General features: G+C 46.4%; 16 protein-coding genes. 1 reads left to right on the top strand and 15 read right to left on the bottom strand.

The window, feature by feature from the left end:
* Nucleotides 1–187: 187 nt before the first annotated feature.
* The 13 genes from IEX81_RS04270 to IEX81_RS04210 form a co-directional block, all read right to left on the bottom strand.
* Entirely contained in the window at nt 188–1,099 is a 912-nt protein-coding gene (locus IEX81_RS04270) for an RnfABCDGE type electron transport complex subunit D (RefSeq protein WP_229727467.1), read from the bottom strand.
* Nucleotides 1,087–1,983 (bottom strand): FAD:protein FMN transferase, encoded by an 897-nt coding sequence (locus tag IEX81_RS04265; RefSeq protein ID WP_229727466.1) that lies wholly within the window; start codon nt 1,981–1,983, stop codon nt 1,087–1,089. The genes IEX81_RS04270 and IEX81_RS04265 overlap by 13 nt, the downstream gene beginning before the upstream one ends.
* A gap of 88 nt (nt 1,984–2,071) precedes the next feature.
* A complete protein-coding gene (locus IEX81_RS04260; protein WP_188801837.1) occupies nt 2,072–2,608 on the bottom strand; it encodes an FMN-binding protein in 537 nt (178 codons plus the stop codon).
* A gap of 142 nt (nt 2,609–2,750) precedes the next feature.
* Nucleotides 2,751–3,827 (bottom strand): AI-2E family transporter, encoded by a 1,077-nt coding sequence (locus tag IEX81_RS04255; protein ID WP_188801836.1) that lies wholly within the window; start codon nt 3,825–3,827, stop codon nt 2,751–2,753.
* Between the two features lie 416 nt (nt 3,828–4,243).
* Nucleotides 4,244–5,503 carry a dihydrolipoamide acetyltransferase family protein gene (locus tag IEX81_RS04250; protein WP_188801835.1) on the bottom strand — a complete coding sequence of 420 codons (1,260 nt, stop codon included), beginning with the start codon at nt 5,501–5,503 and terminating at the stop codon, nt 4,244–4,246.
* A gap of 100 nt (nt 5,504–5,603) precedes the next feature.
* On the bottom strand, nt 5,604–6,638 hold the full coding sequence (locus tag IEX81_RS04245; protein WP_188801834.1) for an alpha-ketoacid dehydrogenase subunit beta: 1,035 nt from the start codon (nt 6,636–6,638) through the stop codon (nt 5,604–5,606).
* A gap of 32 nt (nt 6,639–6,670) precedes the next feature.
* Nucleotides 6,671–7,678: a thiamine pyrophosphate-dependent dehydrogenase E1 component subunit alpha gene (locus IEX81_RS04240; protein ID WP_188801833.1), complete on the bottom strand. Its 1,008-nt coding sequence runs from the start codon at nt 7,676–7,678 to the stop codon at nt 6,671–6,673.
* A gap of 117 nt (nt 7,679–7,795) precedes the next feature.
* Nucleotides 7,796–8,578 (bottom strand): SDR family NAD(P)-dependent oxidoreductase, encoded by a 783-nt coding sequence (locus tag IEX81_RS04235; RefSeq protein ID WP_188801832.1) that lies wholly within the window; start codon nt 8,576–8,578, stop codon nt 7,796–7,798.
* 835 nt (nt 8,579–9,413) lie between these two features.
* Complete coding sequence (locus tag IEX81_RS04230; protein WP_188801831.1) at nt 9,414–9,680, bottom strand: DUF2933 domain-containing protein; 267 nt, start codon at nt 9,678–9,680, stop codon at nt 9,414–9,416.
* Between the two features lie 21 nt (nt 9,681–9,701).
* Nucleotides 9,702–9,899: a DUF2933 domain-containing protein gene (locus tag IEX81_RS04225; RefSeq protein WP_188801830.1), complete on the bottom strand. Its 198-nt coding sequence runs from the start codon at nt 9,897–9,899 to the stop codon at nt 9,702–9,704.
* 114 nt (nt 9,900–10,013) lie between these two features.
* On the bottom strand, nt 10,014–10,217 hold the full coding sequence (locus IEX81_RS04220) for a hypothetical protein (RefSeq protein ID WP_188801829.1): 204 nt from the start codon (nt 10,215–10,217) through the stop codon (nt 10,014–10,016).
* Complete coding sequence (locus IEX81_RS04215; protein WP_188801828.1) at nt 10,214–11,626, bottom strand: HAMP domain-containing sensor histidine kinase; 1,413 nt, start codon at nt 11,624–11,626, stop codon at nt 10,214–10,216. The genes IEX81_RS04220 and IEX81_RS04215 overlap by 4 nt, the downstream gene beginning before the upstream one ends.
* Nucleotides 11,623–12,336, bottom strand: coding sequence for a response regulator transcription factor (locus tag IEX81_RS04210; protein WP_188801827.1), 714 nt, complete (start codon nt 12,334–12,336; stop codon nt 11,623–11,625). Before IEX81_RS04210 ends, IEX81_RS04215 begins: the two co-directional genes overlap by 4 nt.
* A gap of 409 nt (nt 12,337–12,745) precedes the next feature.
* On the opposite strand from IEX81_RS04210, the gene IEX81_RS04205 reads away from it, so the two are divergent.
* On the top strand, nt 12,746–14,020 hold the full coding sequence (locus IEX81_RS04205) for an ammonium transporter (RefSeq protein WP_188801826.1): 1,275 nt from the start codon (nt 12,746–12,748) through the stop codon (nt 14,018–14,020).
* A gap of 148 nt (nt 14,021–14,168) precedes the next feature.
* Here IEX81_RS04205 and rnz read toward each other — a convergent pair whose 3' ends face one another.
* Both rnz and IEX81_RS04195 read right to left on the bottom strand, forming a co-directional pair.
* Complete coding sequence (rnz, locus tag IEX81_RS04200) at nt 14,169–15,101, bottom strand: ribonuclease Z (RefSeq protein ID WP_188801825.1); 933 nt, start codon at nt 15,099–15,101, stop codon at nt 14,169–14,171.
* Nucleotides 15,102–15,202: 101 nt separating this feature from the next.
* Nucleotides 15,203–16,423, bottom strand: coding sequence for a DNA polymerase IV (locus IEX81_RS04195; protein ID WP_188801824.1), 1,221 nt, complete (start codon nt 16,421–16,423; stop codon nt 15,203–15,205).
* Nucleotides 16,424–16,458 lie beyond the last annotated feature (35 nt).

The raw sequence follows: 16,458 nt of genomic DNA, 5'->3' as shown, positions 1-16,458 counted from the left end.
TTTCGCCTATCAAAGTATAGCATAACACGACAAGTTTACGGACAATAACGATTTTCTGTCTGACTATTATCTTATGAAGGATCCGGCTGATTCTGTCTGAATGCCCCCTAGCCAATTAAAAAAGCCCGCATTGACCAAAATAATGGCTACGGACTTTCCGGTACTGAGATCTATTCTTTTTCTTCACTTAATTGACATTCATCTGACGCCGTCTGACGGGCCTGTTCTGATGGCGGCTCGCCTGCAATACTTTCCAGGCGTTGGCGGCAAGCAGTCCGACAAGCAGATAGGACAGTTTGCTTAAATATAAGAACGCCACTCCGCTGACAGCGGCGGCCAAAATTCCGAAAAATACCTGCTCAGGATATTTTGCAGGGGAAGTCGGGGGATCCGTCAGCATGAAGAAAGCCAGGAACAAAGCTGAATTAATATAAGGCATGCGCAGTGCATCGCCTGCACCGGTTACCCCGAGAATACCCATCAAAAGGAAAAAAAGTATATAGGCGGCTAAAAATGAAAAGACAAGCGGAAATTTGTTTATGCGGTCAACCATGATGAAACCGGCAACGATTAATAGAGCCGTCATCCATGGTGGAAGCATGGACAAGCCGCTCCACCAGCTTTCGCCTGCTGAGAAGAACGTTGCACTGACAAGAAGTCCGATCGCCGCAGGATTAAAAACCGGTTTTCGTTTGTCTTTGAAAATATGCTTGAAGGCCAGAGCGACAACGGTTGTCAGCATGACAAGATACCAGGGCGCCGCCGGACTGAGTATGCCGCCGATAATTAGCCCGGTGACAAGTGCACCGTCCGAAAAACGCATAGGCCTCTCCATCAGATAATTCACGATATAATCCATAAATAAGCCGGTGATGACCGCCAGTATGATATTCCTGATGCCGCCTGAGCTGTTCGGATAAGCGAGCCCAATGAGCGATAAGACAATCAGGATTGAGAAAACGATCCCTTTTGGCGACTTGATGAATTTTTTGAATGAGAAACCGGCCTTTTTTCCGGTTTTCGCCGGATGCATTTTTTCCATTCTTGAATCAGGGATTTTTCGCAAGCCGCGCTGCGTATTCGTTCCTAATCGTTCCATGACCATTTCTCCTTAAATTTATTTGTTGATCGTACATCTAACGACCGAGTAATCATGACACAATCCAAATTCATCTCTTCCATTTTTTTCAGGCCCTTGTCGATGCCCATGATGAACGAAGCTGTAGAAAAAGCATCCGCCAGCATCGCAAATGGAGCGATAACCGAACAGCTGGCTATATTTTCCGGAGACTGATTTCTGTGCGGATCTAGCAGGTGATTCTCACCAGGCAGCACCTTACTAGGCCGTTCATAATCCCCCGACGTGCAGATTGCCGCATTCGATAATCGGACCGACCCAATCCACTCCGATCGTCTGGCGGGATTCCTGATTCCTATTTTCCACGGTTTTTCCCGTACATTATGACCCGCGGCATAAATGTCGCCGCCGGCGTTTATGATAAAATTCACAAAACCCTCATCCCGGATGGCCTTCGCCGCTACGTCAATTGCCATTCCCTTCGCTACCGCACTCAGGTCGATAACCATTGGTTTTTTTAATAAAATTTCCCTGTTCTCTTCGTCAAATGAAAGATCTTCGTAAGTTGCCCTTTCGGTATCGGCAAACGTTGACCGGACTTTTTCACCCGATAAATAATTTTTATCAAATCCGCGCCGCTCCATGGATCTTCCTATTGAAGGATCGAATGCGCCGCCTGTTTCGCGGGCCGTTTCAACTGCAAATTTAACGGCCTGATACAGAAGCGGAGAAACGCTCACACTCTTTCCTGCATGACGTGACAGCTGCATCAATTCGCTATCCGGGTCAAAGCGGCTGCAAGTCCTTTCAATTTTATAAAAAAAACCTGCCGCCTCGTCTATGGCTTGATCGATTTTATTTGTTTTTTGCTGTGAGACGATTTTAATCGTTACCGTCGTGTCCATGCAAATGAATTTCTTTTCATTAAAAAACATCCGAAGAAAAGAACATCTCCTCATTGTAAATTTAAGGGTTTATCAAATCAGAGATGGTTCATGCCTGTGCCTGAGAGAGGGCCTGCTGAACCGCCGTTACAAAGTCATTCGTGCTCTCGGTTGCTCCCGACACATTATCAACATTCGCGTTTTGACGGGAAACCACTTGTGCAGGTAGCGGATCAATTGCACTTTGAGGATAGGAAGTCGTGCAATCCGTAATCTGAACACTTGCAATTTTTCCTTGCTTTATCGTCACGCTCACGGCAACCGATCCAATCTGGTTCATTCCCTGGCCGGTATAAGTACCGTCTTTATAACCGGATTGGGATTGCGTTTGGCTGCTGCCCTGACTGCTCTGACCGCTCTGGCTGTTCGACGGAGCCTGGCTGCTTTGATTACCCTGACTGCCGGAATTCCCTTGACTATTTGGTGTGCCCTGATTTTGCGAGCCGTTTACCCCCGACTGTACACTGGACTGTGTTGCTAAAGAAACTGCCGCCGCCTTTGGTTCAGTGACTACATACCCGGCTGTATATGCCAAACCAATTGCTGCCGTGCACAAAGTAATCCATTTTGGACTGAGCTTGCTCATCCGACAAACCTCCTATAGAATAAATGTTTCATCGATTTCTTGCTCCATGTTCCATTTTGTATTCTACTAGGCAAGTCTGAAAAATTACTGAAAAATTCTTCAGGAACACCTGTATCCGGAAAAAGCGGCGAATAATTTCAAATTAATGTCTCCGGAGCTGTATCAGCTGATAGGTGCGCGTTACAATCACTTTGCATACCGCATAGACCGGGATTGCCAGCAGCATTCCGATTATTCCGGCCAGATTGCCGGCAGCAAGCAAGAGACAGATGATTGTCAGAGGGTGAACATCCAGTTTTCTTCCCATAACCATCGGAGAGATCACATTACCCTCAATCTGCTGGACAACGACGACTCCGATAATCACATAAAGCGCCAAAATGGGTTCCTGAATAAACGCAACAATAACCGCAGGAACGGTTGCAATGAAGGACCCGATAAAGGGAATGACATTTGTAAAAAAGATGACTAATGCCAGTACCAGGGAATAATTTAAGCCGATAATCGCGTACCAGATAAAAATGAATACAAAGTCAAAGAGAAGAACGATCATCTGGCCCTGTATATAACCGCTCAGTGCCTGATCCATGTCAGCGAGAATCTCCACGGCCTTTTCCCGGTGCTCTTCAGGAATTAATTTAATGATCCCTCTCGACATCTTTTCCCCGTCTTTCAGAAGGTAGAACAGAATGAAAGGAACGGTGACTATAATGAGAAGCGTTCCCGTAACCGACTGGATAATCGACAAGACATTGTTTCCTATAGATGTGGTTATAGCCGAAAGGGATTTAGAAAATCTGTTCGTTGTATTGATATAAGAAATCTCATTCAAGTGCAGCTTGATAAAAAACTGGCTGTGCTGAAAAGTATTCAGCTGGTAGCCCAGTTGCTGCACAAGACGCGGCATGCTTGTGACTAGAGATAGAAATTGCGTGTACAGCAGTGGACCGACCCATAGAATCAGTAGCGTAATAGATCCGATTGCAAGCAGATAAATAATTAATATGGCGACGACTTTCGGAATTTTTAACGCCGTCAGCCCTAAGACGAGCGGACGTAAGATATAGTACAAGAGTCCGGAAATAATCAGCGGAGCGGCCAGAGAGGTGATCAGAGTACCTACCGGCTGAAGTATAAAAGTGAGTTGTGAACCTACCAATAGAATTAGTAGAATAAAAAGCAGCCAGACTGCAAAACGAAAATACCTTGACTGTGGCATAATAGTTCCCCTATCCGTCAAATTTGCGAGTGTTTACGACCATCGTTCTTTTATATGACGCAACTATGCCCGGAATCACTGAATGGATGGCCGGTTTCTTCGGCGCCCCGGGCATGGCTTTTGACTGCCGGGCATGACTGCGTTGAATGGACGGTATCATTGTTTACTCATTGTCTTTATTATGAGCAATCTCTTATAGTATTGTAACCTATTTTTGGGAAAATTAATCCATCGAAAGGAATTCCTACGAAGAGACCCTTTTTAACAGAGCAAGGCGGTTCCCAATCGATGCGATGGGAACCGCCCTGCTTTGCCAAAACTGAAAGCTTCATTATAAATGGAGATTGAAGTTCATCGTCTTTCAATACGAAACGGCTTTTCAATTATCCTTATACAAAGTATGTTTCGCTTAATAACTAAAGGACCAGTGTAAATGGAGCTTCAAGATTCGCCTTGACAGCCGCAAGAAATTCCGCAGCAGGCGCTCCGTCAATTGCCCGGTGATCGAAGGTCAGACTAAGCGGCAGAAAACTTCTCTTTTGAATGTCGGCGCCTATATACGCGGGCTGCTCGCTGATCGTTCCAACGCCGAGTATGCCTATTTCCGGAGGATTGAGCACCGGTGTAAAGAAGCCGATCCCGTACGTTCCCAGTGAAGTAATTGAGAAAGTCGATCCTGTTAATTGCAGTGTGTCAAGACGTCCTTCTCTTGCGGCCCTGCTCGCTTTGCGGATTTCTCTGGAAATCGCACTCAGCGATTTCTTATCCGCATCCTGAATGACCGGAACAACTAGCCCTTCGGCCAATGCCACCGCAATGCCGAGACTGACTCCGTCATAAGTTGTGATTGTGTTATCGCTGTACGTGCTGTTCATCTCTTTATGCACAAGTAGAGCGTTGATCACGGCTTTTGCAATAAAATCCGTGATCGTCAGCCGCACTTCATCGTCGATCGGATAAGCTTCTCTGGCCGTTTTTTGAAAAGCGAGCAGGTCCGTTACATCGACGGTTGTCTGCAGTGTGAGCTGCGCGGTTTGCTGAAGACTGTCATACATGCGCTGGGCAATAACCTTTCTCATCCCGGTGACTTTCCGCGCTGTTCCTTTATCCGGTACTGCCGCTGAGCTTTCAGTCACAGATTTTTCCTTAATTAAAGTCGCAGGCTGAACAGGCAGGCGATTTTTTTGCTCATCAGCTGCTGCGGCAACGTCAGCTTTAGTTATCCGCCCGAGCGGACCTGTCCCTTTGACCGTCTTCAGATCGATCTTCTCAGTTCTGGCAAGCTTTCTAGCCGCAGGCGAGACACGTAATCTAGGTTGTACTCCGTCTCCTACAATCTCCGCCACAACTGCGGCCCGATCCTCTTTTGTTTCTATTGTCTGAACAGATGATGCCCCTTCCTTATCGGGAGCGGCGGTATCCCCACGTACCGATTCTCCCTCTCTGCCGATATAGCCGAGGGCCTGGCCGATCGGAACGACGGCATCTTCTTCAGCTTCAATACCGATCAGCACGCCGTCCTCAGGTGCTTCAAGATCTTTTTCAATTTTATCCGAGCTGATTGAGACAACCGATTCTCCTTTTTTTACCGGTTCTCCTTTATGCTTCAGCCATTCAACAACGGTTCCTTCTTCCATTCCCATACCCATTTTAGGCATAATGATTTCAGTCGCCATTTCGTCCACTCCTTTTTGATCAAAATGAGAGAGGAACACCTGAGGTATTCAGGAAATCGGCCGGTGCCGTCCCTCACCCTATGAAACTGTGTTGCCTTTTTCACACAGTCGTGAAAACGTTGTCACCAACCATCGTACTAAATGCATCAATGATTTTCTGAGGTGAAGGCATATACAGTTTTTCAAGCGGCGGAGAGAAAGGAACCGGGCTGTGAGGCGCCGTCACCCTTTTAATAGGCGCATCCAGATAATCGAAAGCTTTATCCCCTACGATAGCAGCAATATCTGTTGCGGCACTGCAGCGGGGATAGGCCTCATCGACAATAATCAGTCGGCCGGTTTTTTTTACAGAATTGATGATCGTGTCTTCATCAAGCGGTGAAAGTGTGCGCGGATCAATGACTTCTGCTTCGAAGCCTTTTTTCGCCAGCTGGTCGGCCGCTCTCAAAGCGGTGTACACCTGCTTGCCGATCCCGACAATGGTCAGATCCTTGCCGGCCCTCTTAATTTCCGCTTTACCGAACGGAATGGTGTAAAAGCCCTCGCCAACCTCCCCTTTCATGCCATAAAGTGTCTTGTCTTCGAAAACGATCACCGGATCGTCATCAAAAATCGCCGTGAGAAGCAAGCCTTTGATATCGTACGGACTGCTTGGTACGACGACTTTTAACCCCGGAATATGGGTAAATAGAGCATACAGACTTTGAGAGTGCTGAGCGGCCGCATTGAAACCCGCACCGTCAATCGTACGAATAGTCAGCGGCACTTTGGCCTTTCCGCCGAACATATAGTGGAATTTGGCCGCCTGATTCATCACCTCATCCAGACAGCTTCCAATAAAATCATTGAACATCAGCTCGGAAATAGGTCGAAGACCCGTTGCGGCGGCCGAAACTGCCGCACCCATATACCCTGCTTCCGCAATTGGTGTGTCAAGGACCCTGGTGCGTCCGAATTCTTCAACGATTCCCTTGGTAACTCCAAAGACGCCTCCCCATGCACCTTCATTCTGCAAGTGATCGACCTCGGCACCGCCTGCTACATCTTCGCCTATCAAGATAACGTTTTCATCTTTACGCATGGCCAGCCGGATTGCATCGTTGATCGCTTCAGAGTAAGTCATTTGTTTTGCCATTATAATCACCTCCAGATAATATCCATACGAATTTAATAGGAAACATAAACATCGGTCGTTAGTTGTGAAGGTTCCGGGAACGGACTTTCTTCGGCAAATTTGACTGCATGTTCAATTTCCGTCTTAACTTCAGCATCAATGGCTTTCATTTGTTCCTCGCTGAGCCATTCATTCGTTTTAGCATAATTCTGGAATCTTAAAATCGGATCATTTTCTTGCAGCGCGTGTTCCTGAACGTCCTTATCTTTATAGGTCTGTGTATCACCTTCGAAATGTCCGTAATCGCGATAGGTCAGGCATTCGAGAATAGTGGGACCTTCACCCTTTCTAGCCCGCTGCACCGCTTTTCCTGCGGCCTCATAGACGTCCTGCAGATTGCGGGCGTCAACGGTTTCACCCGCTATTTTATAAGCCTTTGCAAAATCAGAAACCCGATCGCATGCCGCGGCATAATCGAAAGGCGATGCTTCGCCGAACCCATTATTTTCGCAGACAAAAATAACGGGCAGTTTCCATATCGCGGCCATATTGACCGATTCATGGAAAGTCCCGTGATTGCTCGCCCCATCGCCAAAAAAGCAAACGGCCACATGATCAGTTTTCTTCACTTTAGCAGTCAGTCCTGCGCCGATTGAAAGAGGAAGCCCCGCACCGACAATTCCGTTGGCTCCAAGCATCCCTTTGCCGACATCGGCAATATGCATCGAACCGCCTTTGCCTTTGCAGAGTCCTGTTGAACGGCCGAAGATTTCCGCCATCATCCCGTCAATGTCACAGCCCTTCGCGATACAATGCCCATGTCCCCTGTGCGTGCTCGTAATATTGTCACTGTCTGTCAGGTGAGCGCAGACGCCGACGGCCACTGCTTCTTCGCCGGCGTAAAGATGCACGAATCCCGGAATTTCGCCCTTTTCAAAGATTCCATGGACAGTGTTTTCAAACTGGCGGATCTCCTGCATCTTCTTATAGATCCATTTCGCCTTCTCAACGGTCATGTCTCCTACGGATGCTTTCGTTCCAGCTTTCGTTCCAGCTTGCATTCTGACTCCTCCCGTCTAATCATGCCACACCTTGCAGTGTTGGTGTAAGCGGTTTCTTACTCTTTAATAATAGTCTATGCCGCCTTTTTTTGCAAAGCACACGGCAAATTTCAATAGTTACTTCATTTTTAGCCAGCGTCCTCCCAAACTCTCGACAAGTTCCGGACACAATTGATAGATTCTTGTCCCGAGATCCATATACCAGGGCAAATTAATCTCCCTTTTTCTCTTTTCAATCCCCTTAACTATTTTTCTTGCAACAAATTGAGGAGAAAGCATAAAACGACTGACTTCGTCCGCATAGTGTCCCGAAGGATCCGCAGTTTGAAAAAAAGCGGTTTGAATCGGCCCCGGATTAACCACTGTAACAATAATACCCCGATCTTCAACCTCCATCCTCAGGCCGTTTGAAAAACCGATGACCGCGTGTTTTGTTGCCGCATAAACCGTCGACTTCGGGGTGGCAAGTTTTCCGGCAATGGAGGCAATATTGACAATGTGCCCTCCCCCCTGCCCGATCATCAGTGGCAGAACCGATCGGGTGCAGGCGATCAGGCCAATGACATTTACGGAAAACATCTTTTTCACGTCTTCCATTTTTGTCGAATCTAAGGCGGCAAATTTCCCTGTGCCCGCACAATTAACCAGAACGTCTATCCGTCCATACTTACCGGCGATTTTTCTGAAGACTTTTTCCACCTGATCTGAGTCTCCGATATCAACTGCAAAGCTGCCCGTGCTGTATCCAAGTTCATTGATTTTACGTTCCGCACTTTTAAGTTTTTCGGGGTCCCGCCCAATAAGAACGGTTTCGGCACCTTTTCCTGCGCAGAGAAGAGCTGTCTCCAACCCGACTCCGCTCGACGCTCCGGTGATCACAACCACTTTGTGACTCAGCATTTCTCACTCTTCTTTACTTTTTATTTTTATCGATAAACCCATTATAAGAAATGCGGCCATTTTTAAAAACACCTCTTTGTTCTGGAAGACTTACGAATGAGGCGTTAAAAAAAACAACCTTTTATTGAAAGGCTGCCATGTGTTGGACTATTTCCTCTGACGTTAATCATAAGACGGGCATGCTTTATGCTAACTGAAAGACCGTACGGTGTAAAGAACCATGCGAACAATCCGTCCGGTAAATTCAGAAGCTGACAAATGACCCCTTTATCTTGCATCAATAACACCCAGCCTTCCGCGAATAAATAAGAAGGCGTAAAAAAAATCAGCAGATCGTAACATTGACAAGCCTCTCGGCATAGATCCATTTACGATGAATCATAACTGCAAAAAAGGTTCCGAGGACAGCGGCAATCAGAGCCGTCCCCGAGCCAAAAATGAAAGCATTAACAATTGACTGATAGGTGTAGCTTGGGCCGGATGAGGTGGCCACTCAAGATCGTGAAAATTTGTTTCACCCTAATACTATAGAAAAACTACCCATACGAAAACCCTGATCTAACAAACCTTTTTTATGAAGACTTCTTTTAAACAGCCCTCGCTTTCTTGTTAGACCTTCTCCTCTTTCTAAAACCGGGTAAACATATTCTCTGATTTTTTGTTTCTTCCGTACCGGATTGCGCTTCATTTTTTGATTTTTTCATTTCTTGTTTCAGCTCAATTTATTTTTTTAACCACACAAGCAGATAAATACTTAGTAAATAGAGACGAAAAACCCGATTCGATTTTTCGTCTCTATAGGAGTAACAATCGTTTTCAGCTCTATTATCATCGATCAATGATGGTGGCCATTATCCTTCTTCATCATAGACGGCATCATGAACATGTGCATTAACGGGCAGATAAGGAGCGCTGCCAAGATAAGCAAGCTGCTTGATCCTGAAAAACTGCCGGTAAAAAACAAAACTGCTGCAACAACTACCGGAATGACAAAGCAGATCGCCATAATCAAGTTATGGGCATGATGATGGTTACCTTGGTTTTGATTTTCCTGAGCATGGTTTTCATGATCTTGATTACTGTGATTGCCGCAACATGACATAAAGCATCTCTCCTTGAGTAATTATTCCTTGTTTTTTAACTGCTGAAGCTGTTCCCGCAATAGGTTGTTCTGTTCTTTCAACTCGTTCAGTTCATTGGAAACCTTTTGGTGTTCAGAATGATCCGTTTCAGAATGACTTCCATGACCTCCCTTCATCATAAACATCATCGGGAGCATCATTAGCGGACAAGCAAGTAGTAATAGCCAAGACCAATCCATAAGTTCCACCTCCTCTTGTTCTTCAATAATGATTGTAGAAAAGAATTGTGTGGAATCTGTGTTGAAAACATGTACTATCTGAGTAATTTATGGAAAAGAAGGAGTAAATTCATTTCATTCATTTTTATTCTTATAGTGAAACCACAAATAAAGGATGACAAGCAGTATCACCGGACAGGTGACCCACATGCAGACTTGGAAAAAGATTCTTCCAAAAGAAAGAAAACTCTCATGGCCAAATGCATTCGCAGCGAAGAACAGACAGGTCAGGCCCATAATGATCAAAATGAGCGAAAAAACCCAATCGATTTTTTTCATGGATTTATCCTGTCCTTTCCCAGCTTTTTTTCTTGAGGAAAAATCAATGTGAAAGTCGTTCCGGTACCTGGCTCGCTGTCAACCTGTACCGTGCCGCCCTGCATTTCGACATATTTTTTTACAATGGACAAGCCTAAACCTGTCCCGCCGTATTTGCGCGCCCGTGATTTCTCGACCCGATAAAACCGCTCAAAAATGTAGGGCAATTCTTCTTTTGAAATGCCAATACCCGTGTCCGAAACAGATAGAACAGTTGCTTCTTCATGCCTGACCAGCCGGACAAGCACACTGCCCTTCTCCGTGTAGCGGATCGCATTTTCCAGTAGATTTAACAGCACCTGTTCCATACGTCGACGATCCCCGCGGATGTCAGGCACCCGATCATGTAAATCCATTTGCAGACTCAAACGTTTTTTTTCTGCCTTGAGTTTCACTTTTCGAACGGCTGTTTTGATGATTTCCTTCAGATCCAGCCACTCCAATGTGAGTTTGATCTGCCCCTCCTCCATCTTTGAAAGGTCAAACAGATCATTAATCAAGTGTTCGAGGCGTACCGATTCCTGATAAATAATCGATATATACTGTTTTTCTTCTTTGTCGGATTCAACTAATCCGTCTGCCAGAACTTTGGCATACCCTTGCAGGTAAGTCACGGGTGTTCGAAGCTCGTGTGAAATATTCGAAAAAAAAGCCCGCCGAGTGTCCCGATATCTTTGCAGGCTGGCTGCCAGATCATTAATCGAGTGCCCAAGCATCCCGATTTCATCGCGGCTCCCTACCCGGAGTCTTGCATCCCAATTTCCATTCGCCATTTTTTCCGTCATTTTCTGCATCTGGAGCAGCGGGCGGGACAGCAGTTTGCTCATGATCAGAATCATGCCCAAAGCGAGGAGAAAGGCCCCTAACCCTGATAACATCAGCAAGTTTCTGAGCCGCAGCAAAGAGTTGTCAATCTTTTTCATAGAGGAGACAATATAGAGCGCCGACCGAGTCGATGATCCCGCCTTTATCGGTTTGCCCACCACATAGAAACGGTTTCCACTCGCGTCACTGGACATAAATTCTACAGGGTGACCGGAAAGCAGCCGCTGAGTGTCACGTACCCTGACGAAAGATGGATTCGTCAGTTTTGCCCCCGAAAGTGTCAGAATCTGTCCGTCGGCATTCAGCCAGAAGACCTTCACATCGGAAAACTCGGCAAAATTGCGGATCATGGTTTGTACAGACGGGTCACCGGACTCCGCCATTGTTGTAAAATGGTCGGCGATTCCCTGTGTATTGTCCCTCATTTGAGCATCATAAAAATTAGTGAATAACCGGTTAACAGCAAAACCGGAGGACACAAGGATCACAATCATCAGTACAATGACCGCCGCACCTAATTTCAGACCGATTCGATTGATGCTCATGGCTTTCTGACCTCAGCCTCGAATTTATAACCAACTCCCCATGTCGTTTGAATAGGATTGTAGGCTAAACCGGATCTTTTTAATTTTTCTCTTATATTTTTAATATGAATATCGACAACCCGTGCATCGCCTTCGAAATCATAGCCCCAAATTTGTTCAATTAATTGCTCCCTGGACAGAACTCGTCCGCTGTTTTTGGCCAGCGCGGCAAAGAGGTCAAACTCTTTATGCGTCAGCTCGACGGGTTTATCATGAACAAAAACCCGGTGCCCGTCCCTGTCAATCGTCAATGCAGGAAAATTCAGGACACTGTTGGCCGTTTGTTTCGATGAAACAGATGATGCCCGGCGAATCAGAGCGTGAACTCGGGCAATCAATTCTTCCGGATCAAAAGGCTTCGTTAAATAATCGTCTGCCCCGATTTCCAGCCCCTGGACCTTCTCTTTGGTCTCACCTAAAGCGGTCAGCATCAGAATGGGGACGGATTGTGTTTGACGAATAGACTTGCAGACCTCCCATCCATCCATATTAGGCATCATCACGTCAAGTATGACGAGATCGAAGGGCTGACTTTGAATCTTCATCATCGCCTCGCTGCCATCAGATGCCTGAGCGGTATCAAATCCTTCTTTTGACAAATAGATGCGCAGCAAATTGCGCAGCTTCCAGTCATCATCCACCAGCAGGACTTTTAATTTTTTCATGATCATCACCTTCTCTAATCATACAACAAACTTTTCCCAGATTACATTTTTTAACAGAAAACGGCCGGTTACTCTCCCTTTATCTTCTGAAAGACGGCACATTCCTAAGATACGCTGTTTTCAGAAAACCGACCATCCCCTGCTTCATGCTGCGGCATAGGCCGGTAGCACTGATCAGGCCTGTTATAATGAAGAGCATTTCATTAGAAGTAAAGATCTTCTGCCAAGTTTCTACATCTTTTTATGCACTTAATGTGCAGCCGGTCATCCGTCGATACGCTCCCCCAAAAAAGAACAGATCGTTTTGATTGTAAGCCCTTTCAAAAATAAATGAATATTTTTAATATTTAGTTGTAACTTTTACTAACACGATATGTTATAATATCTTCATAATAAATGAGAGGAGCATAAGCACATGAAAGTTGTTAGTCCTTATGAATTATGGGTATTTATTGCAGCAATCTTAGTCCTTTTAATGCAGGCCGGTTTTGCTTTTCTGGAAGCAGGATCACTGCGCAGCAAGAACGCCGGTCATATTACCGGCAAACAAATTATCACCTTGGCCGTTGCTTCCCTGGCTTTCTGGGCATTTGGTTATGGTATAGCTTTCGGAAACGGAAATGGTTTCATCGGTCTCTCGAATTTCTTTCTGAGCGGTTTGCCGACTGGAACAGATTCCGTATCCTTCCTTTTCCAGCTCGCATTTGCCGCCGTTTCCCTTGCCATTGTCTGGGGCGGCTTTGCTGAACGTGCGAAACTTTCGGTTTATTTCATTTTCGGTATCATATTTGTTGCATTTATCTATCCAATCGTCGGTCACTGGGTATGGAATTCCAGCGGCTGGCTGGCTTCGCTTGGCATGCAGGACTTTGCAGGATCTACAGTCGTTCACCTTCAGGGTGCGACAGCAGGTCTGGTCGCCACCCTGCTTCTCGGGCCGAGAATCGGGAAGTTCACAAACAAAAAACCGAATGCCATCCCGTCACACAATATTCCTTTCGTTTATCTCGGTACATTCATCCTTTGGATCGGCTGGTTTGGTTTTAACCCCGGGAGCATTGCTTCTACTGTCGGCCAACCGGAATTCTATGGATATGTTGCACTGACAACGAACCTCGCCGCGGCGGCTGGTGCTTTAGGTGCTTTGTTCACGGCAATGATTCTTTCGAAAAAGGCGGACATCGGCGCAATGTGCAACGGCGTACTCGCAGCTCTTGTAGCCATCACCGCTTCCTGTGCCTTTGTTGAACCGTGGGCAGCAATTGTTATCGGTGCGGTTGCAGGATCCGTTACTTATTGGACTTCGTTGTTCTTTGAAAGCAAAGGACTTGACGATCCGATTTATGCTTTTTCAGTACACGGCATCTCAGGTATGATCGGTACAATCTCGACCGGTTTCTTTGCGGCTCCGAAACTTGTTAAAATTGTTGGCGTCGGCCATCCGGGTCTCTTCTATGGCGGCGGTTTCTATCAGCTGGGCATTCAAATATTAGGCGTTGCTTCTGCCTTCGTTTTCGTAGGCGTTGTATCCTTTATCGTTCTGAGCATTATCAAGGCAACGATTGGTATCCGTATTACCGCTGATCAGGAAAAAGCCGGAATTGATATCAGCGAACACGGAGCATATGGTTACGGCGAAACGAACGGCGAATACAGCTTTGCTGAAACGGCAGCAAGAGAAGCCAAGTAATTTCAGGTATGATGTTTTTCTCTGAATAGTTATCAAACACAAAAAGGGTCCTTCACTTGAAGGGCCCTTTTTCATATATCAAAAAATGTTTATACATCTGAAAACTTGAAAAATAGTGTTATAAATTATATCTGAAACCGCGGAATCTTCAGCGCGGCTGGCGTATCAAATGATACGTCCACAGATCCGCAGCAAGCAGCGTATTTAAGAAAACGCCTTTTGCTTCCTTAAGAAGAGCAGACTGCTCTTCTTTCTGATATCTTGAACTGAGATGCGTCAGAATCAGCGTTCGGGCAGATGCCCTTTTGGCAATCTGTGCCGCCTGAACCGACGTAGAATGATGATAATCGTGAGCCATTCCGGCAGCTTCGTGACGAAACGTCGCTTCATGAATCAGAACATCCGCATGCTCGGAAAGTTCAACGGCCTGATCACACGGGCGAGTATCGCCGATAATGGCGATGCGTCGCCCCTTCCTCTTCTCGCCGACAAATGGCGCTGTTTTGACGCATCGTCCGTCCGGCAGAACAACAGCCGGTTTTTCCTTGAATTCCCTGTAAATGGGTCCTGGTTCAATCCCATTCTGTCTGAGCTTTTCAACAAGGAGCTCGCCGGGCTGATCTTTTTCGGTAATACGATAGCCGTAACTCAGTATCCCGTGATCCAGGCTTTTCACCGCTACGACAAAATGTTCATTCTCATGGACAATGCCTGATTGTACTATTTCACGAACAATGACCGGATAATGCAAATGCGTTCCCGAAACATGCAGAGAGGTTTCGACAAATTTTCCCAACCCCGGCGGTCCGATGATGGTCAGCGGAGTTTCGGCTCCTTGAAACGAACGGCTGCCGAGAATGCCGGGGAGACCGAACAAATGATCTCCATGCAGATGTGTCAAGAAGATCACCGTTAATCTGGTCAGCTTAACAGAGGAATAAAGTATCTGACGCTGAGTGCCCTCTCCACAGTCGAAAAGCCAAAGGTCGCCGTCGTACTCCGGAAAACTTAAGGCAAGCGACGTCACGTTTCTCTCTTTCGCAGGCATTCCAGCTCCGGTCCCTAGAAATGTAAAATCCATTCAATCCACCCTTTTTTCTAAAGAAAGATAAACGGTTGGGGAGCCGCATATCGGGCAGTAAAAAGCTGCAGCAAATACACCGCTTCCGTCTATCTTCTCGTTCAATCATCCACCGGCAGACTATTTTTTCTTTGATCAATCAGGCTGCCGGCCTGACGGATTGCCCCGTCTCCGAACTTTTCATTGATTCTGTCAATCAGATTAATCAGCGGCTCATTCCTGGCGTCATCCTGATAAGAAAATAAGTCAAGCTGTTTTGTAGACAGACTGACCGGCTGAAAAGAAGAGAGTGTCACCCCAAGAAGGCGCACCGCGCCGCCGCTCCAGTGTTTATAAAAAAGGTCAAGCGCATCGTCCATAATTTCTCTTTTGGAACGAATGGGCTGTATCGAAGACATGTGTCTCGTTACCGTTTTCCAGTCCTGATAACGTATCATCACCGTTATCTCGTAACATACTACATGTTCAAGTTTGATCTTACTCTCGAGTTTTTTTGAAAGCCCGTCAAATGTCTGGCGAATGATGGCGTCTGATTTCGTGTCACGGGCTAATGTGATCGAATGGCCGATGCTCTTATAACGATCCCACGCCTCCGGATCAACAGCGCGGTCATCGATTCCATTCGCCCGCTCAAGCAGCCTTTTTCCAGGTACACCGAACCATTCAGCGATTTCCCCCGGTTCGTGTTTTGCCAGATCGCCGACCGTTTGAATCCCCGCTTTATGAAAACGTTCTTCCGATTTCGGACCAACGCCGTGCATTTCCCCAATGGGAAGGGGCCAAAGTTTTTCCGACAGCTCGCGTTTCCGCAGAACGGTAAGACCCATCGGTTTCTTCATGTTGGAGGCAGTTTTTGCCAAAAATTTATTAGGCGCAATACCGATGCTGCAAGGTAAATGAAGCTGACAAAAAATCCGCCGCTGCAATTCTTTAGCAAGTTTCAAAGGATCAATAAGCGGAATCAGATGGCTGACATCCATATACCCTTCGTCAATCGAAGCCTTCTCGACAAGAGGAGTGTATGTTTTCAGCATTTTGAAGAGCTGATCGGATGTCGTCCTGTAAAGCTCAAAATCCGGATGTTTCACGATCAGCTGAGGACATTTCAGGCGTGCTTCCCGGACGGTCATCGTTGTCCGGACGCCCATCTTCCTTGCCTCATAACTGCTCGTTACGATGATACCGTGGCGTTCTTCTGCTTTACCGGCAATAGCGAGCGGCATTCCTTTCCATTCGGGATGATGGGCTATCTCAACAGACGCGTAGAAACTGTTCATATCAACGTGAAAGATGACGCGCGTTTTCTTCGCAGTGCTTCCCATTTGCATCCCTCTCCCCGCCAAACATTGTTCCTGGC

It is taken from the genome of Sporolactobacillus putidus, assembly GCF_014647035.1.
GTDB classification, from domain to species: domain Bacteria; phylum Bacillota; class Bacilli; order Bacillales; family Sporolactobacillaceae; genus Sporolactobacillus; species Sporolactobacillus putidus.
Note: the sequence above shows the minus strand (reverse complement) of the source record. Positions and strands in the feature narration are given on the sequence as shown.

What these genes read in the sequence shown, in the direction of transcription:
- IEX81_RS04270 (WP_229727467.1), bottom strand. Translation starts at nt 1,099, where the DNA reads ATGGAACGATTAGGAACGAATACGCAGCGCGGCTTGCGAAAAATCCCT.
- IEX81_RS04265 (WP_229727466.1), bottom strand. Translation starts at nt 1,983, where the DNA reads ATGGACACGACGGTAACGATTAAAATCGTCTCACAGCAAAAAACAAAT.
- IEX81_RS04260 (WP_188801837.1), bottom strand. Translation starts at nt 2,608, where the DNA reads ATGAGCAAGCTCAGTCCAAAATGGATTACTTTGTGCACGGCAGCAATT.
- IEX81_RS04255 (WP_188801836.1), bottom strand. Translation starts at nt 3,827, where the DNA reads ATGCCACAGTCAAGGTATTTTCGTTTTGCAGTCTGGCTGCTTTTTATT.
- IEX81_RS04250 (WP_188801835.1), bottom strand. Translation starts at nt 5,503, where the DNA reads ATGGCGACTGAAATCATTATGCCTAAAATGGGTATGGGAATGGAAGAA.
- IEX81_RS04245 (WP_188801834.1), bottom strand. Translation starts at nt 6,638, where the DNA reads ATGGCAAAACAAATGACTTACTCTGAAGCGATCAACGATGCAATCCGG.
- IEX81_RS04240 (WP_188801833.1), bottom strand. Translation starts at nt 7,678, where the DNA reads ATGCAAGCTGGAACGAAAGCTGGAACGAAAGCATCCGTAGGAGACATG.
- IEX81_RS04235 (WP_188801832.1), bottom strand. Translation starts at nt 8,578, where the DNA reads ATGCTGAGTCACAAAGTGGTTGTGATCACCGGAGCGTCGAGCGGAGTC.
- IEX81_RS04230 (WP_188801831.1), bottom strand. Translation starts at nt 9,680, where the DNA reads ATGTCATGTTGCGGCAATCACAGTAATCAAGATCATGAAAACCATGCT.
- IEX81_RS04225 (WP_188801830.1), bottom strand. Translation starts at nt 9,899, where the DNA reads ATGGATTGGTCTTGGCTATTACTACTTGCTTGTCCGCTAATGATGCTC.
- IEX81_RS04220 (WP_188801829.1), bottom strand. Translation starts at nt 10,217, where the DNA reads ATGAAAAAAATCGATTGGGTTTTTTCGCTCATTTTGATCATTATGGGC.
- IEX81_RS04215 (WP_188801828.1), bottom strand. Translation starts at nt 11,626, where the DNA reads ATGAGCATCAATCGAATCGGTCTGAAATTAGGTGCGGCGGTCATTGTA.
- IEX81_RS04210 (WP_188801827.1), bottom strand. Translation starts at nt 12,336, where the DNA reads ATGATCATGAAAAAATTAAAAGTCCTGCTGGTGGATGATGACTGGAAG.
- IEX81_RS04205 (WP_188801826.1), top strand. Translation starts at nt 12,746, where the DNA reads ATGAAAGTTGTTAGTCCTTATGAATTATGGGTATTTATTGCAGCAATC.
- rnz (WP_188801825.1), bottom strand. Translation starts at nt 15,101, where the DNA reads ATGGATTTTACATTTCTAGGGACCGGAGCTGGAATGCCTGCGAAAGAG.
- IEX81_RS04195 (WP_188801824.1), bottom strand. Translation starts at nt 16,423, where the DNA reads ATGGGAAGCACTGCGAAGAAAACGCGCGTCATCTTTCACGTTGATATG.